The organism is Mycobacterium sp. ITM-2016-00317 (assembly GCF_002968295.1).
Taxonomy (GTDB): Bacteria; Actinomycetota; Actinomycetes; order Mycobacteriales; family Mycobacteriaceae; genus Mycobacterium.
In genome coordinates this window covers 1,084,394-1,106,812 of the sequence record NZ_CP134399.1, presented here as the reverse complement: position 1 = coordinate 1,106,812, position 22,419 = coordinate 1,084,394, and the positions used below count along the sequence as shown (strand labels likewise).

Here is a 22,419-nt window from a genome sequence, read left to right as displayed (position 1 = left end):
CCAAGCAGTATTCTGGCCACACCCGTGACCAATGCTTGGAGGCGCCGAATGTTCCTGCCGCACCAGATCGCACAGCAACTCGTGCAGAACGAGGTGGACAAGCGGTTCGACGAGGGCATCCGCCGGAACTTCTTCAAGGGCATGAACTTCGCAGGCCCGATCGGCGACCCCGGCTGGTTCGGCCCCGGCAGCGCGGTGTGGCACGTGCACTCGCACATGGAGACCCTGGTGTTCGGCCTGCAGTGCGCGGCGTTCATCGAGCGTCTCGACCCGTCGATCTACTGGATGGGCATCCACCACTCCCGGCTGGTCAAGCCGGAGACCAAGAACGATCCGATGCCCGTCATCGATCCGAAGGGCGCACTGATCCGGCTCGGGCACTCGGTCGCGTTCTTCATCGGCACCGCCTACGGGTCCACCGAGACGGCCGAGCGTCTCGCGCTGGCGGTGCGCTCGATGCACCACACCGTCAAGGGCACCCGCCCGGACGGGGCGCGCTACGACGCCGACGACCCCGAATGGCTCCGGTGGAACTACGCGACGGTGGTGTGGGGCATCGCCACCGCGCACGAGCTCTACCATCCGCAGCCGTTGCGCGGGAAGAAGCTCGACCGCTACTACGGCGAGTTCGTTCGCGTCGGGCACGCCCTCGGCGGCACCGACCTGCCCACCACCAAGCAGGAGACGCTGGACTGCCTGAAGTCCTATCTGCCCAAGCTGGCGGTCACCTACGGCACCGCGGTGGCCACCGGCCCGCATCTGCCGTTGCCGCAGGCCGCGGTGAACTGGGCGATGCGCGATGCGATGCCGGGCTGGGCCAAGGGCCTCATCCAGCACCGCGATCCCAACATCATCGAGCGCACCGCGCGCCGCGCGATGGTGTGGTCGGTCATCAACGGTCTGCACGCCGCGTCGGGTCCGGTGCCCGAGTTCGAACAGGCCAAGGCCCGCGTCGCCGACGGCGTCGACCCCGAGCTCGCGCCGCACACGGTGCCGACCTACAAGCTGGGCGACGATCCGGTGCGCAGCCGCACCGAACTCGAAGACGCCTTCGCCTGAGCCCGGCAAATGAGTTAGCGTGAAAGGCGCCGGGGGGCGAACGCGTTGAGACGCCATTCTCTGAGGGGGAGATCGATGAGAAAGTTCCTCGCCGCGGGTTTCGCCGCGGCCACGCTGGCCGCGACCTTCGGTACCGCCACCGCGGCGGCCCAGCCCGAGCTCATGGAGATGCCGTCGTTCGACGGCATGACGCTGCAGAGCGCCAAGGACACGTTCGCCGGGATGACCGGACGTGAGCTCGGCACCAGGATCATCAACACGACCGCACACACCCCGATGAACCCGGCGACCTGGGAGGTGTGCGGACAGAAACCGTCACCGGGCGCCAAGCTCACCCCGCAGACCTCGGCCGCCGTCGCGGTCGCCCCGCCGGGAATGTGCACCGCCTGAGCCGGGGCATCGTGACTGTGAGCCCGTTCACAGCTTTTTCACGCGACCGTGGCTTTTGAGACACTGCAGAGATGACTGCACCGCGGAAACCATCTCACCGCGAGGTCGCCAGGCTGGACCGGATATCGCTTCCGGCCGAAGCGGCCCGCATCGGAGCGACCGGTTGGCAGATCACCCGCACCGGCGCACGTGTCCTGTCCAAACTGACCAGACGCGGCTCCCTTCAGCAGAAGATCGTCAAAGAGGTCCCGCAGGCGTTCGCCGACCTCGGACCCACCTACGTCAAGTTCGGCCAGATCATCGCCTCCAGCCCGGGCGCGTTCGGCGAACCGCTGAGCCGTGAGTTCCGCAGCCTGCTGGACCGGGTGCCGCCCGCCGACAACGAGGCCGTGCACCAGTTGTTGCGCGAGGAACTCGGCGACGAGCCGCAGAACCTGTTCAAGTCGTTCGACGAGCGGCCGTTTGCGTCGGCCTCGATCGCGCAGGTGCACTACGCCACGCTGCACACCGGCGAGGAGGTCGTGGTCAAGATCCAGCGCCCCGGTATCCGCCGCCGGGTGGCCGCCGACCTGCAGATCCTCAAGCGCGGCGCCCGGGTGGTCGAGTTCGCCAAGCTCGGGCAGCGGCTCTCCGCGCAGGACGTGGTGGCCGACTTCGCCGACAACCTGGCCGAGGAACTCGATTTCCGGCTGGAGGCGCAGTCGATGGACGCGTGGGTCGCCCACATGCACGCGTCACCACTGGGCCGCAACATCCGGGTACCGCAGGTCTACTGGGACCTGACCAGCGAACGGGTGCTGACAATGGAGCGGGTGACCGGCGTGCGTATCGACGACGTCGCCGCGATCCGCAAGAAGGGCTTCGACGGCACCGAGTTGGTCAAGGCGCTGCTGTTCAGCTTGTTCGAGGGCGGCCTGCGGCACGGCCTGTTCCACGGCGACCTGCACGCAGGCAATCTGTACGTCGACGACGACGGCAAGATCGTGTTCTTCGACTTCGGCATCATGGGCCGCATCGATCCGCGCACCCGATGGCTGCTGCGCGAGCTGGTGTACGCCCTGCTGGTCAAGAAGGACCACGCGGCGGCCGGCAAGATCGTCGTGCTGATGGGCGCCGTCGGCACGGTCAAGCCCGAAGCGCAGGCGGCCCAGGATCTGGAGAAGTTCGCTACCCCGCTGACGCTGAAGTCGCTGGGCGATCTCAGTTATGCCGAGATCGGCAAGCAGCTCTCGACGCTGGCGGACGCCTACGACGTCAAGTTGCCCCGCGAGCTGGTGCTCATCGGTAAGCAGTTCCTCTACGTGGAGCGCTATATGAAGCTGCTCGCGCCGAACTGGCAGATGATGAGCGACCCGTCGTTGACCGGGTACTTCGCGAACTTCATGGTCGAGGTGTCGCGTGAGCACTCCGACGACCTCGACGCCTAGATGGACATCCGTACCGGGACCGCGAAGTCCGGCGATCTGGACATCCATTACGAGGACCTGGGGGACCGCAACGATCCGGCCGTGTTGCTGATCATGGGCCTGGGCGCGCAGTTGATCTTGTGGCGCACCGGGTTCTGCGAAAAGCTCGTCGACCAGGGCCTGCGGGTGATCCGGTTCGACAACCGCGACGTCGGGTTGTCCAGCAAGCTGCCCCACCACCACGCCGGCGCCCCGCTGGTCCCGCGAATGGCGCGGTCGCTGGTCGGGCTGCGCAGCCCGGCCGCGTACACGCTGGAGGACATGGCCGACGACGCGGCCGCGCTGCTCGACCACCTGGCCATCGACAGCGCCCATGTGGTCGGCGGCTCGATGGGCGGGATGATCGCCCAGATCTTCGCTGCCCGCCACCGCGCCCGAACCAAGTCGCTCGGCGTGATCTTCTCCAGCAACAACCAGGCCGCACTGCCGCCGCCGGGACCGCGTCAGCTGGCCGCAATTCTGCAGCGCCCCAAGGGATCCGACCGCGACGCGGTGATCGAGAACGCGGTCCGGGTGGCGCGGATCATCGGCAGCCCGGGATACCCCGTCGACGGCGAACGGCTGCGCGCCGACGCGATCGAGGGGTACGACCGCAGCTACTACCCGGCCGGGGTGGCCCGGCACTTCGCCGCAATCCTGGGCAGCGGGAGCCTGCGGCACTACGACCGGCAGATCACCGCGCCGACCGTCGTGATCCACGGCAAGGCCGACAAGTTGATGCGACCGTCCGGCGGCCGCGCCATCGCGCAGGCGATCCCGAATGCCCGCCTGGTGCTGTTCGACGGCATGGGCCATGAACTCCCCGAACCGCTGTGGGACGACATCGTCGGCGAGCTGAAAACCACCTTCGGCGAGGCTGCTTGACTTTTCAGTCAATACACAGTTAGCGATCTGCGCGTAACATCCGCGATGGGGGCATGATCGCCGTTACAGGAGATCCTCTTCGGGCTGTGTCCGCAGGAAGGTCCAACGTGGCCGCAAAACGAAATCTGACGCCGCACTTCGACGACGTGCAGGCGCATTACGACCTTTCAGACGAGTTCTTCCAGCTGTTCCTGGATCCGTCCCAGACCTACAGCTGCGCATACTTCGAGCGCGAAGACATGACGCTGGAGGAGGCGCAGCTGGCGAAGGTCGACCTGGCTCTGGGGAAGCTGGATCTGCAACCCGGGATGACGCTGCTCGACATCGGCTGCGGCTGGGGCTCGGTGATGATGCGCGCCGTGGAGAAGTACGACGTCGACGTCGTCGGTCTGACGCTCAGCGCGAACCAGAAAGCCCACGTCGAACGGCTCTTCGAGGAATCCGACGACAAGAGGCAGAAGCGGGTGCTGCTGACCGGCTGGGAGCAGTTCGACGAACCCGTCGACCGCATCGTGTCCATCGGCGCGTTCGAGCACTTCGGCTTCGACCGCTATGACGACTTCTTCGCGATGGCCGGCCGCGCTCTGCCCGACGACGGCGTGATGCTGCTGCACACCATCACCGCGTTGACGATGCCGCAGATGGCCGAGCGCGGGATGCCGCTGACGTTCGAGGTGGCGAGGTTCGTGAAGTTCATCCTGACCGAGATCTTCCCGGGCGGGCGGTTGCCGTCGATCGAGAAGGTCGAGGAACACGCCGGCCGGGCGGGATTCACGCTGACCCGCAGGCAGTCACTGCAACCCCATTACGCCCGCACGCTGGACTGTTGGGCCGAGGCCCTGGAGTCGCGCCGGGATGAGGCGATCGCCGTGCAGTCCGAGGAAGTCTACGACCGCTACATGCGCTATCTCACGGGCTGCGCGAAGGGCTTCCGGGTCGGCTACATCGACGTCAACCAGTTCACCCTCGCGAAATAGCAACTCAGCCGACGGGTTGGCCCGTCGAAGCCGTCCGAGGCTAGTCTGATGCCTTCAGGACGCGTGTTTGCAGAAGGGACGAGCCGCGTCTTCGGTACCGTCTTCCACAGTTCATTCGCCGGAAGCGTGAAGCAGGGGAAACATGTCTGACCAGTCCACCAGCACGAAGGATCTGACTCCTCATTTCGAGGACATCCAGGCTCACTACGATTTGTCGGACGACTTTTTCGGCGTGTTCCAGGATCCGACCCGTAAGTACAGCTGTGCGTACTTCACCGGGCCCGCCGCGACGCTATCGGAGGCGCAGGTCGCCAACGTCGACCAGCATCTCGACAAGCTCGACCTCAAGCCCGGGATGACCCTGCTCGAGGTCGGCTGCGGATGGGGCCTGACGCTGCAGCGCGCGATGGAGAAGTACGACGTCAACGTCATCGGCCTGACACTGTCGAAGAACCAGAAGACCTACTGCGACCAGCTCCTGAGCAGGATCGACACCGAGCGCACCTTCGACGTCCGACTGGAGGGGTGGGAGCAGTTCCACGCCCCCGTCGACCGCATCGTGTCGATCGAGGCGTTCGAGCACTTCGGCTTCGAGCGTTACGACGACTTCTTCAAGACCTGCTTCGACATCCTGCCCGAGGACGGCCGGATGACGATCCAGAGCAGCGTCGGCTATCACCCCTATGACCTGGCGCAACGCGGCAAGAAACTGACGTTCGAGCTGGCCCGCTTCATCAAGTTCATGATCACCGAGATCTTCCCCGGTGGGCGTATCCCGACGACGCAGATGATGGTCGAGCACGGTCAGAAGGCCGGGTTCCAGGTGCCGGAGACGATGTCGCTGCGCAACCACTACATCAAGACCCTCGGGATCTGGGCCGACCGCTTGGAGGCCAACAAGGACGCGGCAATCGCTGCGACCGACGAGGAGAACTACGAGCGGTACATGCGTTATCTGCGGGGCTGCCAGTACTACTTCATCGACGAGACGATCGACGTGAGCCTGGTGACCTACCTGAAGCCGTCGGCCGCCTAGCCGGACCAACCCGCTGTGAACGAAGAATCCCCCGCACGCCTGAATGCGGGGGATTCCTCATATCGGCACTAGGCCGCAGCTGGTGTCTCGCCGGCAGTGCTCTCGGTGCTCTCGATGCTGTCCGTGCTCTCGGCGTCGGGGTCCGTCTCCTCGGCGTCCTCGTCGGTGACGGTGTCGTCCCCGGTGACCGTATCGGTCTCGTCGGTCGCCGTCTCGTCGGTCGTGGTCTCGTCGGTCACGGTCTCGTCTTCTACTGTCTCGTCCTCGACCGTGGTCTCGTCGGTGACGGTCTCGGGCTCGGTGACGGTCTCGGTCTCGGTCTCGGTCTCGGCCTCCGTCGCCGTCTCGTCCGCGAGCTCGGTGGACGTCAGCCGGTTCTGCGCTGACCGTTCCGTCGGTACTGTCGACCCCTCTGGGGCTTCCGGCGCCCTCGGCGGAACGAAGTTCGCAATGAATGCCTCGATGCCCTCGACGGCCGCCTTGGCGAGGTCGATGCCGACCTGGAACCAGTTCTGGAACAGATTGAACGGGAGGATGCTCAATCCGCGGGACACCCCCGGATTGCCGCTCCAGTCGAATCCGAGGTCCACCAGCTCGCGCAACACCGGCTCGGTCAGGTCGATGAACGGCTTCGCCAGCCAACCGACTCCCAACGAATCCGCCAAGTTGCGCACGACATTGGTCAGCGGCAGGCTCGTCGCCGGGATCATGATGTAGGTGTTGCCGTAGCTGTCGGTGCGGCAATTGCCGGGATTGAGATCGCAGTTGAGCTGCGGCGCCAAGGTCTCGTCGGTGTAGCCGTACGGCATCGGGAGGCCCGGATCCTCCTCGTTGGGCGCCAGGTAGTACCCGTGCACCGTGTCGAACGCGGCGAGCAAGTTGGCGATCGCGAACGGGTTGCCCCAGTAGAGAGGGGCGTAGACCACCGGGTCGTACTCGAAACCGATTGTGGTGGAACCGATTCCGGTGTCGATCGGCATGGCCGGCTCGAAGGACACATCCAGGATCGGGACGGGCTCGCCGAGCAGGTAGCGCAACCAGGCCAGGCGCTGCCACAGGCCGCCGTCGGGATTCTCGATGTTGCCGATCGTCACCACCTTCAGCCGGTTCTTCACGGCATCGGACAGTCCGCGCTCGCCGAGGTCGGCGAGCACGGTGGCGACCACCGCTCCGCCCTGCGAGTACCCGAAGATGAACACGTCCTCCTGCGACGCCGGATCCAGGAACGGATCCAGCGCGGCCACCAGGTTCTCGATGCCCTCGTCGACGGACACGTCCCACTTCTCGCAGCGTCCGGGCACGCACCACCTCGGCAGGAAGGAGAACGGCCAGAACGATGCGGGATAGGGGATGCCGATCAGCGCCGGATCAGCGCAGTCGCCCACGCATTCGGGGCTGATGAACCTGCTCCAGGCATTCTCCCGGTAGCCCGCGATCGCGTCGGAGTCGGACGTTCCGGTGCCCGGGACGATCAGCGCGGTCGCGCCGTAGGCCAGTGCCGCCCCCAATGCCGTGGCGACAGCCAGGATCACCGTGGTGGCGAACACGAGGACGGCGAGCATCGGCGCCCGGAACCGTGAGTGCATGTGACAACGATCACATACCAGCCCGTAGCATCGGAGCCGATCCGGGAACCCGGCGACGGGGTTCAAGCATAGGGAAACACCCGATTCGTCCGGCCGCCACGATGGCTACCGTCAGGACATGGGCGACACGCGCAATGCGACGAATTTCCTCGCGGAGTGGTACCTGCCCGACCTGGCGGAGACCACGGTCGACGACATCGTGTCCCGTCTCGACGCCGCCACGGCAGCGGTCTCCGGCGAGGGCAGCCACGTCCGACTGGTGGTGACACTCTCGGTGCCCACCGACGAGGTCCTCTACGGGGTGTTCGATGCCGACTCCCCCGGCGCCGTCGACGCGGCGTGCGCTCGCGCCGGTATCCCGCATCAGCGGCTGTCACCGCGCGTCGTCGCCCGCATCGTCAGCGGCGTGGCATAACGGCACCGAGCGCCAACTCTTTGCCTCAGAGACGCCGATCAAGCCGGCACAACTATCCGTCTTGCGAAATCAGCTGAAATCGTTGCGTTTACTGGCTATTTTCCGATTCCGCATGGTCGCTGCGCAAATCTACGCCGTCGATGATATGTTGCTGGGGAGGGTGCTCTTCGGTCGCCGTGACGCGGTCGGTGGTCTGGGGGGATGCCGACGACCTGTGGCCGTCAGCCCGAGTTTCCGTTCGTGGGGGGCGGCGCTCGGGCGGGCCCGAAGCCGGCGACTGAGGAGCACCCTCCGAAACTCCGCCCCACGAGAAAACCCCGCACCTCACGGTGCGGGGTTTCTCGTTGTTCAAGCTGGTCGGATCCGGCTCCGCCTACTCCTCCGGCCCGATGGTCGGATCCGGCTCCGCCTACTCCTCCGTGAAATTACGGGTCACCGACGGGTCCACCGGGATGCCCGGGCCCGTGGTGGTGGAGACGACGACCTTCTTCAGGTAACGGCCCTTCGACGAGGACGGCTTGGCGCGCAGCACCTCGTCGAGCGCGGCGCCGTAGTTCTCGGCGAGCTTGTTCTCGTCGAAGGACGCCTTGCCGATCACGAAGTGCAGGTTGGCCTGCTTGTCGACGCGGAAGTTGATCTTGCCGCCCTTGATGTCGGCGACGGCCTTGGCCACGTCCGGGGTCACGGTGCCCGTCTTCGGGTTGGGCATCAGACCACGGGGGCCGAGGATGCGGGCGATACGCCCGACCTTGGCCATCTGGTCCGGCGTCGCGATCGCGGCGTCGAAGTCCAGCATGCCGCCCTGGATCTGCTCGATCAGGTCGTCGCTGCCGACGATGTCGGCGCCTGCGGCCTGCGCCTGCTCGGCCTTGTCGCCAACGGCGAACACCGCCACGCGAGCGGTCTTACCGGTGCCGTGCGGCAGGTTCACGGTGCCGCGGACCATCTGGTCGGCCTTGCGGGGGTCCACGCCCAGCCGGATCGCGACCTCGACGGTGGCGTCCTGCTTCTTCGACGACGTCTCCTTGGCCAGCTTCGCGGCCTCGAGCGGCGAGTAGAGCCGGGTGCGGTCCACCTTCTCGGCGGCTTCCTTGTATGCCTTGCTGTTCTTGCTCATTGCTATCTCCCTGGTTCAGAGGTTGTGGTGCGGGCCGATGCCAGCCCTTCCACGGGATGCGGTCTTATTCGACCGTGATCCCCATCGACCGGGCGGTGCCGGCGATGATCTTGGCGGCCTGATCGATGTCGTTGGCGTTCAGGTCTTCCTTCTTGGTCTCGGCGATCTCGCGCACCTGATCCCAGGTCACCTTGGCGACCTTGGTCTTGTGCGGCTCGCCCGAACCCTTGGGCACACCGGCGGCCTTGAGCAGCAGCTTGGCGGCGGGCGGGGTCTTCAGCGCGAACGTGAAGCTGCGGTCCTCGTAGACGGTGATCTCCACGGGGATGACGTTCCCGCGCTGCGACTCGGTCGCGGCGTTGTACGCCTTGCAGAACTCCATGATGTTGACGCCGTGCTGGCCGAGCGCGGGTCCGACCGGAGGGGCGGGGTTGGCCTGCCCGGCCTGGATCTGCAGCTTGATCAGCCCGGCGACCTTCTTCTTCGGGGGCATGGCTGTGCTTTCCTTCTTTTCCTGGTGGGCTTGCGGCCCGCGTTAAATCTTGGCGACCTGGTTGAAGGTCAGTTCGACCGGTGTCTCACGTCCGAAGATCGACACCAGCACCTTGAGCTTCTGCTGCTCGGCGTTGACCTCGCTGATCGACGCGGGCAGCGTGGCGAACGGACCGTCCATGACGGTGACCGACTCGCCGACCTCGAAGTCCACCTCGATGACCGGACGCTCGATACCGCCGCTCTCGGCAGCCGAAGTGGAGGCTGCGGCGCTCGCCTTGCCGGGCTTCTTGGCTGCGGCCGGCGGCAGCAGGAACTTCACCACGTCGTCGAGCGACAGCGGCGAGGGACGCGAGGTCGCCCCGACGAAGCCGGTGACGCCGGGAGTGTTGCGGACCGCGCCCCACGACTCGTCGTTGAGCTCCATGCGGACCAGGATGTACCCGGGCAGCACCTTGCGGTTCACCTGCTTACGCTGGCCGTTCTTGATCTCGGTGACCTCTTCGGTCGGCACCTCGACCTGGAAGATGTAGTCGCCGACGTCGAGGTTCTGCACGCGGGTCTCGAGGTTGGCCTTCACCTTGTTCTCGTAACCTGCGTACGAATGGATCACGTACCACTCGCCCGGCTGGAGCCGCAGCTCCTTCTTGAGCGCGACCGCCGGATCCTCGTCCTCGGGTTCTTCCGGGGCCGCCTCGGCGACATCGTCATCGGCACCTTCAGCGGCGGGCGCGGCGTCCTCGTCGCTGCCCACGGCCTCGGCGTCGGCACCAGCGCGAACCTCGGCGTTGGTCTCGTCGACGTCGATGGTGTCGACGGTGTCGCCCGAAGGCGTTTCCCCGTCGAAGCTAGTCACGTGTCAGTCCTCTCTCAATGTTCGTCCGTAGCGGCGTCGTGCCCGGTCAATCGGGCTACGTCAACCGAAGACCCAGGTCACAAGCTTGGTCAGGCCCAGATCAACGCCGCCGATCAGCGCCACCATGAACACGAGGAAAATCAGCACGACCGTCGTGTAGGTGACCATCTGCTTGCGGTTCGGCCAGATGACCTTCCGCAGCTCGCCGACAACTTCCTTCAGGTAGTTGATGACGAACGCGATCGGATTGCGGGACGGGCCGTCCTTGGGCTGCCTGGCCGTCTTCTTCTTGGCCTTGGGTCCCTTGCCGTCGTCGTCGTTGGAACCGGACGCGTCGGTGTCGGGCACCTTGTCCTCATCCTTGTCGGAGGTCTTGCCCGAGTCCTCCGCGGCGCGTCGCGTCCGTTTACCCGTGGGACGCAGCGGGCGGGTGACGACCGCGGTCTGACCGCGCGTGTCACCGTCGTCGGTCTGTGCGCCGCTGTCGGTGTCAGCGGAGCTGACGCCGTCGCGCTCGTCGCTCACCGCATGTATCCCATCTGATCGTCGTCTGATCGTCTTCTGTGTGGCTCACTCTCCAGTATGCAAATCCGGCGAGTGGTCCACACTTGTCGAGTATTCAGTTGAGCAGGGGCGACAGGACTTGAACCTGCAACCTGCGGTTTTGGAGACCGCTGCTCTGCCAGTTGAGCTACGCCCCTTCACGGGTCCCTACCGGGCCCACACAATTCGCGCGCTCCCCGTTCGGTCGATCTGAGCCGACGGACAGCGCGCTTAACTGGGAAAACCCCGAAGCCCGAGTGTAGCGCGCCGGGGTCCACAGTTACTAATCCTCGTCCACCTCGTGTGTTACCGGCTTGCGCACGACCTGACCGGACTCCGGATCCCAGCCGGCCGAGATCGAATTGTCGCCCTCGTGGCCCATCAGCGTGGTGTAGGACTCCATCACCACGGCACCCGAGGGGTCGGCCAGCACGTTGCGGGTGGTCACGATGTCGGCGCCGAAGCGTTCGTCCACTGTCAGGATGTGCATGGTTCCGGTCAGCTCGTCGCCTGCCGTGATGGGGCGGTGGAACAGGAATTTCTGATCCACCTGCACGATCTGCAGGGTTTCCAGGCCGATGTCGACGTGCTGGAAGAAGTGGTTCTGAATCATCACCGCGAAGATCGCCATGAAGGTCGGCGGCGCCACCAGTTCACCGTGGCCGAGCTCGGCGGCGGCGGCTTCATCGTGGGTCGCCGGGTCCTGGGCCTTGACGGCCTTCGCATACTGGCGGATCTGTTCGCGGCCGACGACGAAGGTGTCTGGGTATTCCCAGACCATCCCTCGGATGTCCGTCTTGAGTGCCATCGAATACCTACCTACGCCAGCTTCGCGACCGCGACGGCGCGGCCGAAGATCTTCTTCCCACCCGCGGTTGCGGTGAGCGCGATGGTCACCGCTTTCGTTTCCGGATCGACCGATTTCACCCGGCCGTTGAACACGATCTCGGCGCCCTTGCCGTCGTTGGGGACCGGCACCACGGCGGTGAAGCGCACGTTGTACTCGGTGACCGCGGCGGGATCGCCCACCCAGGAGGTCACGTAACCGCCGCCGAGGCCCATCGTGAGCATGCCGTGGGCGATCGCGGTGTCCAGGCCCACCTGCTTGGCGATCTCGTCGTCCCAGTGGATCGGGTTCAGGTCACCGGACACGCCCGCGTAGTTGACCAGGTCGGCCCGGGTGAGCGGGATGACCCTCTCGGGCAGTTGATCGCCGACGCTTACCGAACTGAACTCACGAAGTGCCATCTGTAAAGCCACTCTCTCCGTCTTCTTCGCTACGCCCCGCCAAGGTGGTGTAGGACTCCTGCACGACGTCGCCGTTGCGGTTGCTGACGACATTCTTGGTGACGATGATGTCGGTGCCGTGGGCCTTGCGCACCGACTCGATCCACACGTCGCAGAAGAGCTCGTCGCCGGCGTGGATGGGTCGAACGAACTTGATCGCCTGGTCGACCTGGACGATCTGTGCGTCGCTGATGCCGATACCGGCCGCGGCGAACATCGCCGACTGGGCCTGGTATCCGAACACCGAGATGAAGGTCAGCGGAGCCAGCAGCGCGTCATGGCCGAGCTCGGCCGCGGCTTTCTCGTCGAAGAAAGCGGGGTCGTCGTTCTTGACCGCGGTCGCGTACTCGCGGATCTTCTCGCGTCCCACGACGTAGTGGTCGGGAAAGCGGAAATGCGTCCCGACGTATCCGTCCAAGAAAGACACGAGTGATGAACCTACCTAGTCGACCCTCACCGACCGTGAATCGACGCCGGGCCCGTCGGGGCGCCTAGCGCGACTCTTTGTGGGCCTGATGCTTGCCGCAGTTCGGGCAGAACTTCTTGATCTCCAACCGATCGGGATCGTTGCGGCGGTTCTTCTTCGTGATGTAGTTGCGGTGCTTGCACACCTCGCAGGCCAAGGTGATCTTGGGCCGTACGTCAGTACTGGAGGCCACGTCTGTCGTCCTTCGTTAAACGTTCGTACTCGTCTTGTGTAGCGGTGGGGGGGCTCGATCCCCCGACCTCACGATTATGAGTCGTGCGCTCTAACCAGCTGAGCTACACCGCCCCGGACGGATCCAGGCTGGGCGCACACGGTCGCTCCGCCCTTCACCACCGAGCCCCCTAACGGAATCGAACCGTTGACCTTTTCCTTACCATGGAAACGCTCTACCGACTGAGCTAAGGGGGCCTGCGCTCGCCGAACTGCGACGAGCCTTAAAGAGGGTACATTCTCGGCGATAGCCACGCCAAACCGCTGGTCATTGCAGGCGCTGGACCGGCAAAAAGACCCTGCGCGCGGTTTCGGGGGCCCCCGGTGCCTACGCTGAAACGCATGGCCGCCGCCGACGAAAACGACCGTCTCTACTTCCGCCAACTGCTCTCGGGCCGCGACTACGCGGCCGGCGACATGATCGCCCAGCAGATGCGCAACTTCGCGTACCTGATCGGCGACCGGGAGACCGGAGACACCGTGGTCGTCGACCCCGCCTACGCCGCGCAGGATCTGGTGGACGCGCTGGAGGCCGACGGCATGCGGCTGTCCGGTGTCCTGGTCACCCACCACCACCCCGATCACGTCGGGGGCTCGATGATGGGGTTCGAGCTCAAGGGCCTGGCCGAGTTGCTGGAGCGGGTCAGCGTGCCCGTGCACGTCAACGCCCACGAGGCCGACTGGGTGTCGCGGATCACCGGCATCGCCGGCAGCGAGCTGACCACGCATCAGCACGGCGACAAGGTCGCCGTCGGCGACATCGAGATCGAGCTGCTGCACACGCCGGGGCACACCCCGGGCAGCCAGTGCTTCCTGGTGGACGGGCGCCTGGTCGCCGGAGACACGCTGTTCCTGGAGGGCTGCGGCCGCACCGACTTCCCCGGCGGCAACGTCGACGACATGTTCCGCAGCCTCCAGGCGCTGGCGCGGCTGTCCGGTGACCCCACCGTGTTCCCGGGGCACTGGTACTCGGCCGAGCCGAGCGCGTCGCTGTCGGAGGTGCGTGACACCAACTACGTGTACCGGGCGAGCGATCTCGATCAGTGGCGCGTGCTGATGGGCGGCTGAGCGCTCGCCTACCTGAAGATCGAGCCGATCCCGCACTCCCACAGCCCCAGCTTCGGGACACCGCCGGACGGGCGTGCCCGCCGCCGCCGCGCACACCGCTCGGACTCCAACTGTTCGGCCGGTCGTTGCCGCTTCGCACGCATGGCTCCCCCTGAAGGTCGGGGCGCGGTGCCCCCCTCGTGCACCGCGCCTGCATTGCACGTTACGAACGCGCCGATGCCCGGGCATGCGTAGCCGACTACCTCTTTTCGGCGCCGCGGCACGCGATCCCGGCTAGGTAGTGCCGGCTGCGCCGCTGTTAGGTTCGACACCATGACCAGCACCGTGTCCTACGAGCTCGCCGATTCCGTCGCCACCATCACCCTCGACGACGGCAAGGTGAACGTGCTCGGGCCCGCGATGCAGGCCGCGATCAACGAGGCGTTCGACCGGGCCGAGGCCGACCAGGCCAAGGCCGTGGTGCTGGCCGGGAATTCGCGGGTGTTCAGCGGAGGCTTCGACCTGTCGGTCTTCCAGTCCGGCGACGCCGCCGCGGCGCTGGGCATGCTGTCCGGCGGTTTCGAACTGTCGCTGCGCACCCTCACCTTCCCGGTGCCGGTGATCATCGCCGCCACCGGCCCCGCGATCGCGATGGGTTCGTTCCTGCTGCTGTCGGCCGATCACCGTGTCGGCCAGCCGAAGTCACGCTGCCAGGCCATCGAGGTCGCGATCGGGATGACCATCCCGATCTCGGCGCTGGAGATCATGCGCATGCGGTTGACCCCGGCGGCGTTCCAGCGCGGTGCCGCGCTGGCGGCGACGTTCGCCGGCGACGAGGCGGTCGCGACGGGCTGGCTCGACGAGATCGTCGAGGCCGACCAGGTTCTCCCCCGCGCCCGCCAGGTCGCCGTGGAGGCGGCCGCCACGCTGCACACCGGCGCACACCTGGCCACCAAGCTCAAGGCCCGCCAGACCGCGCTCGACGCCATCCAGGCCGGGATCGACGGCCTGGCAACGGAATTCGCCCTCGGGTAGTCCGGCGGGGCCGGTACCGCGTTTCCGGCACATTTCGGCGGTGAGCTCCACCTAACGAGTTCGTATTCCGTCCCTAACCATCGCGCAACGCCGCGGGCCTGTAATCGAGTGAGCCGAAAGCCACCGACTCACTGGGAGCCCGCATGACGTTTGACGATTCGATCACCGCCAACATCGAGGCCTCGCTCGCCGAGATCCCGCACCCGTCCCTACCCAAGGGCACCAGCATCTACGGCGGCACGAAGCTCTTCCCGGACTACAAGGCGGAGAACGGCGAGAGCTACTTCACCTTGGTCCACGGTATCGCCCACGAGTCGTCGGTCAGCTTCGTCGCGGTGCTGCAGGCCACCCGCGCACTGCGCAAGGGCTTCGAGTCCGCGCTCTACTTCTACGGGCCCGGCTCCATCAACTGCCTAGCCACCCGCGGCTTTCCGACCACCGGTGACTCCGGCTTCCCCGGCGAGCAGAACATCAACGACGCGCTGGGCACCTTCATCGGCGAGGGCGGGACGGTGTTCTGCTGCCGGTTCGGCCTCGCGCTGCACGGCGGCCGCGAGGAGGACCTGATCGAGGGTGTCATCCCGGCCCACCCGCTCGACGTGCAGGACGCGCTCATCCACTACGCTCGCAAAGGCGCCATCATCAACTCGACATACATGGTGTGAGTGCGATGACGACGCTCGCCGCCGCGGCCGCCAACTTCACCCGCGATCTCGACCAGAACTACGCGCTGATCGCCGAGCTGGCGGAGCAGGCCAGGGCCCGGGGCGTGGACTTCCTCGCCCTGCCCGAGGCCGCCATCGGGGGTTACCTGTCGTCGTTGGGCAATCACGGTGACACCGCGCCGACGACGGCGCACTCGCTGCCACCGGCCATCCGGCTGGACGGACCCGAGATCGCCGAGGTGCAGCGGATCGTCGGCGATCTGGTGGTGGCGATCGGGTTCTGCGAACTCGCCGACGACGGCCGCACCCGCTACAACGCCGCGGCGGTGCTCGACGGCGGGACGGTCTACGGCTCATACCGCAAGGTCCATCAGCCGCTGGGCGAAGGCATGTCCTACTCCCCCGGTTCGGGCTACCAGGTCTTCGCCACCCCGATCGGCCGGGTGGGGCTCCAGATCTGTTACGACAAGGCGTTTCCCGAGGCGGCCCGGGTGATGGCCCTGCAGGGAGCGCAGGTGATCGCAAGCCTGTCGGCTTCGCCGGCGGCCCGCACCGCGACCGCCGCGAATCTGCAGGACGACCGGTGGACCTACCGGTTCAATCTGTTCGACACCGCGCGGGCGCTGGACAACCAGGTCTTCTGGGTGGCCTCCAACCAGAGCGGCACGTTCGGGTCGCTCCGTTACGTCGGCAACGCCAAGGTCGTCGATCCGGGCGGGAACATCCTGGCGACAACGCATCTCGACAGCGGTATGGCGGTGGCCGAGGTCGACATCGACGAGACGTTCCGCACCATGCGGGCCGGCATGTTCCATCTGCGTGACCGCCGCCCGGACGTCTACGGCGCGGTGACCGATGTGGATCCGGCGGCCGGGGCGCCGTGGCGGGAGCTCAGCCATGCCTGAGATGACCTTCCGGGTGCGGTGGCCCGACGGCGTCGAACAGCGCTGCTACTCACCGAGTCTGGTCGTCCACGACCACTTCAGCACCGACGGCTGCTACACCGTGGCGGAGTTCGTCGAGCGCACCGACCGGGCGATGGCCGAGGCCGGCGACCGGGTGCGGGCCAAGTTCGGCTTCGCGTGCACCGCCGCGGCGGCCACCGCCGAGGCGGTCAGCCGGGCCGCGGCCCGCTACCCCGGCGACGCCGCTGTCCGCGTGGTGGAGATGCACCCGCCTCTGGAGGCGTCATGAGCACGCACCTGCCGGTCGCGGTCATCGGCGGCGGACAGGCCGGGCTGTCGGTGAGCTGGTATCTGTCCCGCGCCGGCATCGAGCACGTGGTGCTGGAAGCCCAGACCCCCGTGCACGCGTGGGCCGACAGCCGTTGGGACAACTTCACTCTCGTCACCCCGAACTGGCACTGCCGGCTGCCCGGGTACAGCTACACCGGACCTGATCCGGACGGCTTCATGACCCGCGACGAGGTGGTCGCGTGGCTGGCCGGCTGGCTGGACACCTTCGACGCGCCGGTGCGCACCCACACCCGGGTGACCCGGCTGCGCAACGCCGCCACCGGCGGTTTCGAGCTCACCCTGGCCGCGCCCGCCGGCGAGCAGACGCTGACCTGCGAGCACGCCGTGATCGCCACCGGCGGCTACCCGGTGCCGGTGCTGCCGAGCTTCGCCGGCGCACTGGACCCTTCGGTCACCCAGCTGCACTCCGAGCAGTACCGCAATGCCGGTCAACTCCCCGACGGCGCGGTGCTGGTGGTGGGCACCGGGCAGTCCGGCGCGCAGATCGCCGAGGACCTGCACCTGGCCGGACGGCAGGTGCACCTGGCGGTCGGCAGCGCCCCGCGGGTGGCCCGCACCTACCGCGGCCGCGACTGCATGACGTGGCTGGCCGAGATGGGTCTCTACGACCGGCCCGCCGGCGAGTACCCCGGCGGCCGGGCCGCGATCGAGAAGACCAACCACTACGTCACCGGCCGTGACGGCGGTCGGGACATCGACCTGCGCCGCTTCGCCGTCGAAGGCATGCGCCTCTACGGCACGCTGGTCGACGGTCACGGCACCGGTCTGCGGTTCGCTCCGACTCTGCGCGGGGCACTCGATCACGCCGACGCGGTGTACAACTCGATCTGCGCCGACATCGACGCACACATCGCGCGGACCGGCGCCCCGGCCGGCCCGCCGAGCCGGTACGTCCCGGTGTGGGAACCCGACACCGAGGCCACCGCACTGGATCTGACCGCCGCGGGGGTCACCAGCATCGTCTGGGCGATCGGCTACCGGCCGGACTACCGGTGGATCGAGGCGAGCGCCTTCGACGGCGCCGGCCGCCCGATGCAGAACCGCGGCGTGACCGCGGTGCCCGGGCTCAGCTTCGTCGGGCTGCCCTGGATGCACACCTGGGGGTCGGGCCGCTTCCTCGGTGTCGACCGCGACGCCGCACACCTCGCCGCGAGCATCGTCACCGCATACCGCGAGCCTGCGGCGCTGCGCCTGGCGGTAGGCGGCTGAGCCGATGACTCCTTCCCACGCGCATTCCACCCGCGTCGACCTCGCCCTGCTCGGTATCCGCGGCACCCCGCCGCTCAGCCGCGGCGCCGGCGCGGGCCCCAGCCACGACGGCCACCTGGTCGTCGACGGGCTCGACGCCGCCATCCCGCGGAACCCGCTGAGCCCGTTCGCCTTCGACGGCGACAAGGTGCTCTACGACGGGCACGACACCGGGCTGGAGATCGAGGTGATCGAACGCCCGAAGTTCTACGACCTGGTCACCGTCGACGGTGTCCCCTTCGAGAAGCTGGCCCGGCTGCACGGCCGGAACGTGCTGGCCACCACCGTGGTTCAGACGTGCATCCGTTACGACCCGGATCAGCGGTGCCGGTTCTGTTCCATCGAGGAGTCGCTGCGGGCCGGGGCTACCACCGCGGTCAAACGGCCCGCGGAGCTGGCCGAGGTGGCACGCGCGGCGGTCACCCTCGACGGGGTCACGCAGATGGTGATGACCACGGGCACCTCGGCGGGGGCCGACCGCGGGGCCCGCCACCTGGCGCGGTGCGTGCGGGCGGTCAAGGAGGCGGTGCCCGGGCTGCCGATCCAGGTGCAGTGTGAGCCGCCGGCCGATCTGGGCGTGCTCGCCGAGTTGCGCGAGGCCGGCGCCGACGCGATCGGCATCCACGTGGAGTCGCTGGACGACACGGTGCGCCGCCGCTGGATGCCCGGCAAGGCGACGGTCCCGCTTTCCCAGTACCGGGCTGCGTGGCGGGAGGCGGTCGCGGTGTTCGGCCGCAACCAGGTGTCCACCTATCTGCTGGTCGGCCTCGGCGAGGATCCCGAGGAGCTCATCGCCGGGGCGGAAGAGCTGATCGAGATGGGCGTGTACCCGTTCGTGGTGCCGTTCCGCCCGCACCCCGGCACGTTGGCGGTGGAGCAGGACGGCGCGTCCGCGCCCGCGGCCGCGGTGGTGGAGAAGGTCTCGCATGAGGTCGCACACCGGCTGCGGATGGCCGGGATGACCGGCGCCGCACAGAAGGCCGGCTGCGCCGCGTGCGGCGCGTGCGGTGTGCTGCAGCACATGGGCGGGTGAAAGACGTGCTCTTCCATGCTGATCCGTCACACAGTCCCGATCTGTCCATCCTGGCCGGAGCGCGGCCGCAGCGCAGCACGCCGTTCCTCGTGCGGCAGGCCGACGCACGCGAGCTGCAGGACTACCGGCGCCTGCGCCGCGCGTCGTTCGTCGTGGAGCAAGGCATGTTCGCCGGCACCGACCGCGACGACGTCGACGACGATCCCCGCACCGTGGTGCTGGTGGCGGTGACCGGAGACGGTGCGGTGCTCGGCGGCGTGCGGCTGGCCCCGGCCTGCACGCCGGACATCGGCTGGTGGACCGGCAGCAGGCTGGTCGCCGACCCGGCGGCGCGCGCGGCGGGACTGGGCCCCGCGTTGATCGGTGCCGCCTGCGCCTACGTCGAATCCGTCGGCGCGCTGCGCTTCGAGGCCACCGTGCAGAGCCGGTACGCGACGATGTTCACCGGGCTGGGCTGGACCGACGACGGAGAGGCCACGGTCGCGGGCCGCCCCCACCGGCGGATGAGCTGGCCGCTGGATCCGATAGCGCGCGTCGCGGCAGCCACCAAGTCCTTCCTCGGCGACGTGCTCGCTCCGCTGCGCGCGGTGGCAGGCGGGCTGGGGCCGAACGGTTTCGTCGGCGACGACGGTGTTCCGGTGCCCGGTACCGACGCGGTCGCGGCGTGCGACGCGATCATCCCGTCGATGGTCGAGCGGGATCCGGAGTGGGCGGGCTGGTGCGCCGTGCTGGTCAACGTCAACGACCTGTCGGCGATGGGCGCCACGCCCACGGGGCTGCTCGACGCGGTCGGGGCGCCGACCCGGTCGCTGCTGACCCGCATCGTGCGCGGCGTGGCCAACGCCTCGCAGGCGTGGCGGGTCCCGGTGCTCGGCGGGCACACCCAGCTCGGGGTGCCGGCGTCGCTGGCGATCACCGCGCTGGGGCGCACGGCCGACCCGGTGCCTGCAGGCGGCGGAGCAGCCGGCGACCCACTGCGCCTGACGGTCGACCTGGCCGGCCGTTGGCGTCCCGGCTACCACGGCCGGCAGTGGGATTCGACCAGCGGCCGCACCGCCGACGACCTCGCCCGGATGGCGGAGTATGTGGCCACCGTGCGGCCGCGGGCCGCCAAGGACGTCAGCATGGCCGGTATCGCAGGCACCGCGGGGATGCTGGCCGAGGCCGGTGGGGTCGGGGCCGAGATCGACGTCGCGACGGTTCCCCGGCCGGACGGCGCGGACCTCGGTTCCTGGCTGACGTGTTTCCCCGGTTTCGGGATGCTGACTGCGGGCGAGGCGGGCACGGCCCCGCTGCCCCAGTCGGTCGCCACCGCGGTGTGCGGCCGGCTCACGCGGCAGCCCGGGGTCCGTCTGCGCTGGCCCGACGGGGCGGTGACCGCGGTGCTGCCCGGCGCGGTGACCGGTCTGGGTACGGCATGAAGCTCGCGGCGGTCGCGGCGCACTTCGGCCGCGACGTCGACCGCGGGGTGGCCAAGGTGGTCGGCATCATCGAGGCGGCCGCGCGCGACGGCGTTCAGCTGCTGGTGTTCCCGGACGCCTGTCTCGGCGGCTACCTCGGCGACCTGCGCAGGCCCGACCCGGCCGATCCTCCCCCGGCTCTCGACCCCGACGGGCCCGAGATCGGCGCGGTGATCGCCGCGGCGGGCCCGATGACCGTGTGCGTCGGCTACGCCGAAGCGGCCCCCGGCGGGGGGCGCTACAACTCGGCGATCTGCGTGTCCGGCGACGGGGTGCTGGGCGCCCACCGCAAGGTGCACCAGCCGGCCGGGGAGTCGCTGGCCTATCTGGCCGGTGACACGTTCGCCGCATTCGACACCGCCGTCGGCCGACTGGGCATGCTGATCGACTACGACAAGACGTTCCCCGAATCCGCGCGGGCGCTCGCGCTGGACGGGGCCCAGATCGTCGCCGCACTGTCGGCGTGGCCGGCCAGTGTCACCGACCGGGCGTCGCGGCTGCCCGCCGACCGCCAGTCGCGGTTGTTCGACCTCTACGACTGCGCCCGCGCCGCCGAGAACCAGGTCGTCGTGGTGTCGGCGAACCAGACCGGCGTGATGGGGTCCCTTCGGTTCCTCGGTCAGGCCAAGGTCGTCGGTCCGGGCGGCGACGTGCTGGCCACCACCCGGTCCAAGGGCGGCATGGCCTGTGTCGAGATCGATGTGGAGACCGAGATAGCGCGCGCCCGGAGGGTTTTGGACCACCTCGCGGAACGGCGGGTGGACGCGTATTCGGCCGCGGGACGGGATCGGCCATGCGCGTCGCACTGATCACGTACTCGACCAAACCCCGTGGCGGGGTGGTGCACACCCTGAACCTCGCCGAAGCGCTGGCCGGTCTGGGCGTCGCCGTCACCGTCTGGTCACTGGCCAGGCAGGGCGACACCGGGTTCTTCCGCGACGTGGACCCCGCGGTGGAACTGCGCCTGCTCGGATTCCCGGACCGCCCCGGCGAGACGGTCACCGACCGCATCGTGCGCTCGATCGACACCCTGCACAGTCACTTCACCCCGGCGGCGTACGACATCGTGCACGCGCAGGACTGCATCAGCGCCAACGCCGTCGGCCCCTGCATCCGCACCATCCACCATCTCGACGAGTTCACCACCCCGATCCTGGCCCGCTGCCACGAGCGAGCCGTCGTGGAGCCGTACGCCCGGATCTGCGTGTCGGCCGCCGTCGCGGCCGAGGTGGCCGCAGGCTGGGGATTGCACCCCACCGTGATCCCCAACGGGGTGCGCGCCGACCGCTTCGTCGCCGCCGCCGCGGCCGTGCAGGACCAGCGCAGATGGCGCGACCAACTGGGCCGCTACGTGCTGGCCGTCGGCGGGATCGAACCCCGCAAAGGCACCCTCGACCTGCTGGAGGCCTACCATCTGCTCCGACGGCGGCACGCCGACCTCACGCTGGTGATCGCCGGCGGCGAGACGCTGTTCGACTACCGCGACTACCGCGCCCGGTTCGACCGGCGCTGCGCCGAGCTGGGGGTGCAACCGGTCGTCCTCGGCGCCGTTCCCGACGCGGACCTGCCGAGCCTGGTGGCCGCCTCGGAGGTCTTCGCGTTCCCGTCGGTCAAGGAGGGCTTCGGGCTGGCCGCGATGGAGGCCCTGGCAGCCGGCCGCCCGGTGGTGGCACGCGAACTCCCGGTTCTGCGTGAGGTTTTCGGCGACACCGTGCGTTACGCCGCCGACGTCGAGGGCTTCGCGGCGGAGCTCGCCGCCGCGCTCGGCGGGACGACGCGGGCCGAGGCGGGTCGGGCACTGGCCGAATCCATGACCTGGGAGGCCGCGGCGCGGGCCCATCTGGCCTTCTACGCCGCACACCCGGCCCCGAGGGCAGCGGTGCCATGATG

General features: G+C 68.1%; 26 protein-coding genes and 3 tRNA genes. 17 read left to right on the top strand and 12 right to left on the bottom strand.

Annotation, left to right across the window (positions count from 1 at the left end; translation table 11 throughout):
- Positions 1-48 precede the first annotated feature (48 nt).
- From C6A87_RS05220 to C6A87_RS05195, 6 genes are all read left to right on the top strand, one after another.
- Positions 49-1,059, top strand: a complete 1,011-nt coding sequence (locus tag C6A87_RS05220; protein ID WP_311116291.1) for an oxygenase MpaB family protein — start codon at positions 49-51, stop codon at positions 1,057-1,059.
- Between the two features lie 75 nt (positions 1,060-1,134).
- Positions 1,135-1,449, top strand: a complete 315-nt coding sequence (locus tag C6A87_RS05215; RefSeq protein ID WP_311116290.1) for a hypothetical protein — start codon at positions 1,135-1,137, stop codon at positions 1,447-1,449.
- A gap of 71 nt (positions 1,450-1,520) precedes the next feature.
- Positions 1,521-2,876 (top strand): AarF/ABC1/UbiB kinase family protein, encoded by a 1,356-nt coding sequence (locus tag C6A87_RS05210; RefSeq protein ID WP_311116289.1) that lies wholly within the window; start codon positions 1,521-1,523, stop codon positions 2,874-2,876.
- Positions 2,877-3,779 carry an alpha/beta fold hydrolase gene (locus C6A87_RS05205; RefSeq protein ID WP_311116288.1) on the top strand — a complete coding sequence of 301 codons (903 nt, stop codon included), beginning with the start codon at positions 2,877-2,879 and terminating at the stop codon, positions 3,777-3,779.
- 107 nt (positions 3,780-3,886) lie between these two features.
- Entirely contained in the window at positions 3,887-4,756 is an 870-nt protein-coding gene (locus C6A87_RS05200; protein ID WP_311116287.1) for a cyclopropane mycolic acid synthase family methyltransferase, read from the top strand.
- A gap of 142 nt (positions 4,757-4,898) precedes the next feature.
- Complete coding sequence (locus C6A87_RS05195) at positions 4,899-5,792, top strand: cyclopropane mycolic acid synthase family methyltransferase (RefSeq protein ID WP_311116286.1); 894 nt, start codon at positions 4,899-4,901, stop codon at positions 5,790-5,792.
- Positions 5,793-5,860: 68 nt separating this feature from the next.
- On the opposite strand, the gene C6A87_RS05190 is transcribed toward C6A87_RS05195, so the two are convergent.
- A complete protein-coding gene (locus C6A87_RS05190) occupies positions 5,861-7,378 on the bottom strand; it encodes a PE-PPE domain-containing protein (RefSeq protein ID WP_311116285.1) in 1,518 nt (505 codons plus the stop codon).
- Positions 7,379-7,496: 118 nt separating this feature from the next.
- Between C6A87_RS05190 and C6A87_RS05185 the strand changes: the two genes are divergently transcribed.
- On the top strand, positions 7,497-7,793 hold the full coding sequence (locus C6A87_RS05185; protein ID WP_311116284.1) for a hypothetical protein: 297 nt from the start codon (positions 7,497-7,499) through the stop codon (positions 7,791-7,793).
- Between the two features lie 409 nt (positions 7,794-8,202).
- On the opposite strand, the gene rplA is transcribed toward C6A87_RS05185, so the two are convergent.
- The 11 genes from rplA to C6A87_RS05130 form a co-directional block, all read right to left on the bottom strand.
- The gene (gene rplA / locus C6A87_RS05180) at positions 8,203-8,910 is read right to left on the bottom strand and encodes a 50S ribosomal protein L1 (protein ID WP_311116283.1); all 708 of its coding nucleotides are present in this window, start codon (positions 8,908-8,910) and stop codon (positions 8,203-8,205) included.
- Positions 8,911-8,974: 64 nt separating this feature from the next.
- The gene (gene rplK / locus C6A87_RS05175; RefSeq protein ID WP_003929645.1) at positions 8,975-9,403 is read right to left on the bottom strand and encodes a 50S ribosomal protein L11; all 429 of its coding nucleotides are present in this window, start codon (positions 9,401-9,403) and stop codon (positions 8,975-8,977) included.
- A 42-nt stretch (positions 9,404-9,445) separates the two neighbouring features.
- Positions 9,446-10,258: a transcription termination/antitermination protein NusG gene (gene nusG / locus C6A87_RS05170; protein ID WP_311116282.1), complete on the bottom strand. Its 813-nt coding sequence runs from the start codon at positions 10,256-10,258 to the stop codon at positions 9,446-9,448.
- Positions 10,259-10,318: 60 nt separating this feature from the next.
- Entirely contained in the window at positions 10,319-10,783 is a 465-nt protein-coding gene (gene secE, locus C6A87_RS05165) for a preprotein translocase subunit SecE (protein ID WP_311116281.1), read from the bottom strand.
- A 103-nt stretch (positions 10,784-10,886) separates the two neighbouring features.
- Positions 10,887-10,959 (bottom strand) — tRNA-Trp (locus tag C6A87_RS05160).
- Between the two features lie 125 nt (positions 10,960-11,084).
- Positions 11,085-11,609 carry a (3R)-hydroxyacyl-ACP dehydratase subunit HadC gene (gene hadC, locus C6A87_RS05155; RefSeq protein ID WP_003929648.1) on the bottom strand — a complete coding sequence of 175 codons (525 nt, stop codon included), beginning with the start codon at positions 11,607-11,609 and terminating at the stop codon, positions 11,085-11,087.
- A gap of 11 nt (positions 11,610-11,620) precedes the next feature.
- Positions 11,621-12,049, bottom strand: coding sequence for a (3R)-hydroxyacyl-ACP dehydratase subunit HadB (hadB, locus tag C6A87_RS05150; protein ID WP_311116280.1), 429 nt, complete (start codon positions 12,047-12,049; stop codon positions 11,621-11,623).
- Positions 12,036-12,515 carry a (3R)-hydroxyacyl-ACP dehydratase subunit HadA gene (hadA, locus tag C6A87_RS05145; protein WP_311116279.1) on the bottom strand — a complete coding sequence of 160 codons (480 nt, stop codon included), beginning with the start codon at positions 12,513-12,515 and terminating at the stop codon, positions 12,036-12,038. Before hadA ends, hadB begins: the two co-directional genes overlap by 14 nt.
- Positions 12,516-12,579: 64 nt before the next feature.
- Complete coding sequence (gene rpmG / locus C6A87_RS05140) at positions 12,580-12,747, bottom strand: 50S ribosomal protein L33 (protein ID WP_003929651.1); 168 nt, start codon at positions 12,745-12,747, stop codon at positions 12,580-12,582.
- A gap of 39 nt (positions 12,748-12,786) precedes the next feature.
- Positions 12,787-12,860, bottom strand: a tRNA-Met gene (locus C6A87_RS05135).
- 50 nt (positions 12,861-12,910) lie between these two features.
- Positions 12,911-12,983 (bottom strand) — tRNA-Thr (locus C6A87_RS05130).
- A 144-nt stretch (positions 12,984-13,127) separates the two neighbouring features.
- On the opposite strand from C6A87_RS05130, the gene C6A87_RS05125 reads away from it, so the two are divergent.
- The 10 genes from C6A87_RS05125 (at position 13,128) to C6A87_RS05080 (ending at position 22,417) form a co-directional block, all read left to right on the top strand.
- A complete protein-coding gene (locus C6A87_RS05125) occupies positions 13,128-13,853 on the top strand; it encodes an MBL fold metallo-hydrolase (protein WP_311116278.1) in 726 nt (241 codons plus the stop codon).
- Between the two features lie 312 nt (positions 13,854-14,165).
- Positions 14,166-14,867 (top strand): crotonase/enoyl-CoA hydratase family protein, encoded by a 702-nt coding sequence (locus tag C6A87_RS05120; RefSeq protein ID WP_311116277.1) that lies wholly within the window; start codon positions 14,166-14,168, stop codon positions 14,865-14,867.
- Positions 14,868-15,010: 143 nt separating this feature from the next.
- A complete protein-coding gene (locus tag C6A87_RS05115) occupies positions 15,011-15,532 on the top strand; it encodes an MSMEG_0572/Sll0783 family nitrogen starvation response protein (RefSeq protein ID WP_311116276.1) in 522 nt (173 codons plus the stop codon).
- Between the two features lie 5 nt (positions 15,533-15,537).
- A complete protein-coding gene (locus tag C6A87_RS05110; protein ID WP_311116275.1) occupies positions 15,538-16,437 on the top strand; it encodes a carbon-nitrogen hydrolase family protein in 900 nt (299 codons plus the stop codon).
- Complete coding sequence (locus C6A87_RS05105) at positions 16,430-16,726, top strand: MSMEG_0570 family nitrogen starvation response protein (protein ID WP_311116274.1); 297 nt, start codon at positions 16,430-16,432, stop codon at positions 16,724-16,726. The genes C6A87_RS05110 and C6A87_RS05105 overlap by 8 nt, the downstream gene beginning before the upstream one ends.
- Positions 16,723-17,997, top strand: coding sequence for an MSMEG_0569 family flavin-dependent oxidoreductase (locus tag C6A87_RS05100; protein WP_311116273.1), 1,275 nt, complete (start codon positions 16,723-16,725; stop codon positions 17,995-17,997). Before C6A87_RS05105 ends, C6A87_RS05100 begins: the two co-directional genes overlap by 4 nt.
- Before the next feature lie 4 nt (positions 17,998-18,001).
- Entirely contained in the window at positions 18,002-19,069 is a 1,068-nt protein-coding gene (locus tag C6A87_RS05095; protein ID WP_311116272.1) for an MSMEG_0568 family radical SAM protein, read from the top strand.
- Positions 19,070-19,074: 5 nt separating this feature from the next.
- Positions 19,075-20,490, top strand: a complete 1,416-nt coding sequence (locus tag C6A87_RS05090; RefSeq protein ID WP_311117821.1) for an MSMEG_0567/sll0787 family protein — start codon at positions 19,075-19,077, stop codon at positions 20,488-20,490.
- Positions 20,487-21,338: a carbon-nitrogen hydrolase family protein gene (locus C6A87_RS05085; RefSeq protein ID WP_311116271.1), complete on the top strand. Its 852-nt coding sequence runs from the start codon at positions 20,487-20,489 to the stop codon at positions 21,336-21,338. The genes C6A87_RS05090 and C6A87_RS05085 overlap by 4 nt, the downstream gene beginning before the upstream one ends.
- Positions 21,323-22,417 carry an MSMEG_0565 family glycosyltransferase gene (locus tag C6A87_RS05080; protein ID WP_311116270.1) on the top strand — a complete coding sequence of 365 codons (1,095 nt, stop codon included), beginning with the start codon at positions 21,323-21,325 and terminating at the stop codon, positions 22,415-22,417. Before C6A87_RS05085 ends, C6A87_RS05080 begins: the two co-directional genes overlap by 16 nt.
- Positions 22,418-22,419: the final 2 nt, after the last annotated feature.

What these genes read in the sequence shown, in the direction of transcription:
- C6A87_RS05120 (WP_311116277.1), top strand. Translation starts at nt 14,166, where the DNA reads ATGACCAGCACCGTGTCCTACGAGCTCGCCGATTCCGTCGCCACCATC.
- rplA (WP_311116283.1), bottom strand. Translation starts at nt 8,910, where the DNA reads ATGAGCAAGAACAGCAAGGCATACAAGGAAGCCGCCGAGAAGGTGGAC.
- hadB (WP_311116280.1), bottom strand. Translation starts at nt 12,049, where the DNA reads ATGGCACTTCGTGAGTTCAGTTCGGTAAGCGTCGGCGATCAACTGCCC.
- C6A87_RS05125 (WP_311116278.1), top strand. Translation starts at nt 13,128, where the DNA reads ATGGCCGCCGCCGACGAAAACGACCGTCTCTACTTCCGCCAACTGCTC.
- C6A87_RS05115 (WP_311116276.1), top strand. Translation starts at nt 15,011, where the DNA reads ATGACGTTTGACGATTCGATCACCGCCAACATCGAGGCCTCGCTCGCC.
- C6A87_RS05190 (WP_311116285.1), bottom strand. Translation starts at nt 7,378, where the DNA reads ATGCACTCACGGTTCCGGGCGCCGATGCTCGCCGTCCTCGTGTTCGCC.
- C6A87_RS05095 (WP_311116272.1), top strand. Translation starts at nt 18,002, where the DNA reads ATGACTCCTTCCCACGCGCATTCCACCCGCGTCGACCTCGCCCTGCTC.
- hadC (WP_003929648.1), bottom strand. Translation starts at nt 11,609, where the DNA reads ATGGCACTCAAGACGGACATCCGAGGGATGGTCTGGGAATACCCAGAC.
- C6A87_RS05215 (WP_311116290.1), top strand. Translation starts at nt 1,135, where the DNA reads ATGAGAAAGTTCCTCGCCGCGGGTTTCGCCGCGGCCACGCTGGCCGCG.
- C6A87_RS05105 (WP_311116274.1), top strand. Translation starts at nt 16,430, where the DNA reads ATGCCTGAGATGACCTTCCGGGTGCGGTGGCCCGACGGCGTCGAACAG.
- C6A87_RS05080 (WP_311116270.1), top strand. Translation starts at nt 21,323, where the DNA reads ATGCGCGTCGCACTGATCACGTACTCGACCAAACCCCGTGGCGGGGTG.
- rplK (WP_003929645.1), bottom strand. Translation starts at nt 9,403, where the DNA reads ATGCCCCCGAAGAAGAAGGTCGCCGGGCTGATCAAGCTGCAGATCCAG.
- C6A87_RS05100 (WP_311116273.1), top strand. Translation starts at nt 16,723, where the DNA reads ATGAGCACGCACCTGCCGGTCGCGGTCATCGGCGGCGGACAGGCCGGG.
- C6A87_RS05205 (WP_311116288.1), top strand. Translation starts at nt 2,877, where the DNA reads ATGGACATCCGTACCGGGACCGCGAAGTCCGGCGATCTGGACATCCAT.
- C6A87_RS05085 (WP_311116271.1), top strand. Translation starts at nt 20,487, where the DNA reads ATGAAGCTCGCGGCGGTCGCGGCGCACTTCGGCCGCGACGTCGACCGC.
- C6A87_RS05185 (WP_311116284.1), top strand. Translation starts at nt 7,497, where the DNA reads ATGGGCGACACGCGCAATGCGACGAATTTCCTCGCGGAGTGGTACCTG.
- C6A87_RS05110 (WP_311116275.1), top strand. Translation starts at nt 15,538, where the DNA reads ATGACGACGCTCGCCGCCGCGGCCGCCAACTTCACCCGCGATCTCGAC.
- C6A87_RS05220 (WP_311116291.1), top strand. Translation starts at nt 49, where the DNA reads ATGTTCCTGCCGCACCAGATCGCACAGCAACTCGTGCAGAACGAGGTG.
- C6A87_RS05210 (WP_311116289.1), top strand. Translation starts at nt 1,521, where the DNA reads ATGACTGCACCGCGGAAACCATCTCACCGCGAGGTCGCCAGGCTGGAC.
- C6A87_RS05195 (WP_311116286.1), top strand. Translation starts at nt 4,899, where the DNA reads ATGTCTGACCAGTCCACCAGCACGAAGGATCTGACTCCTCATTTCGAG.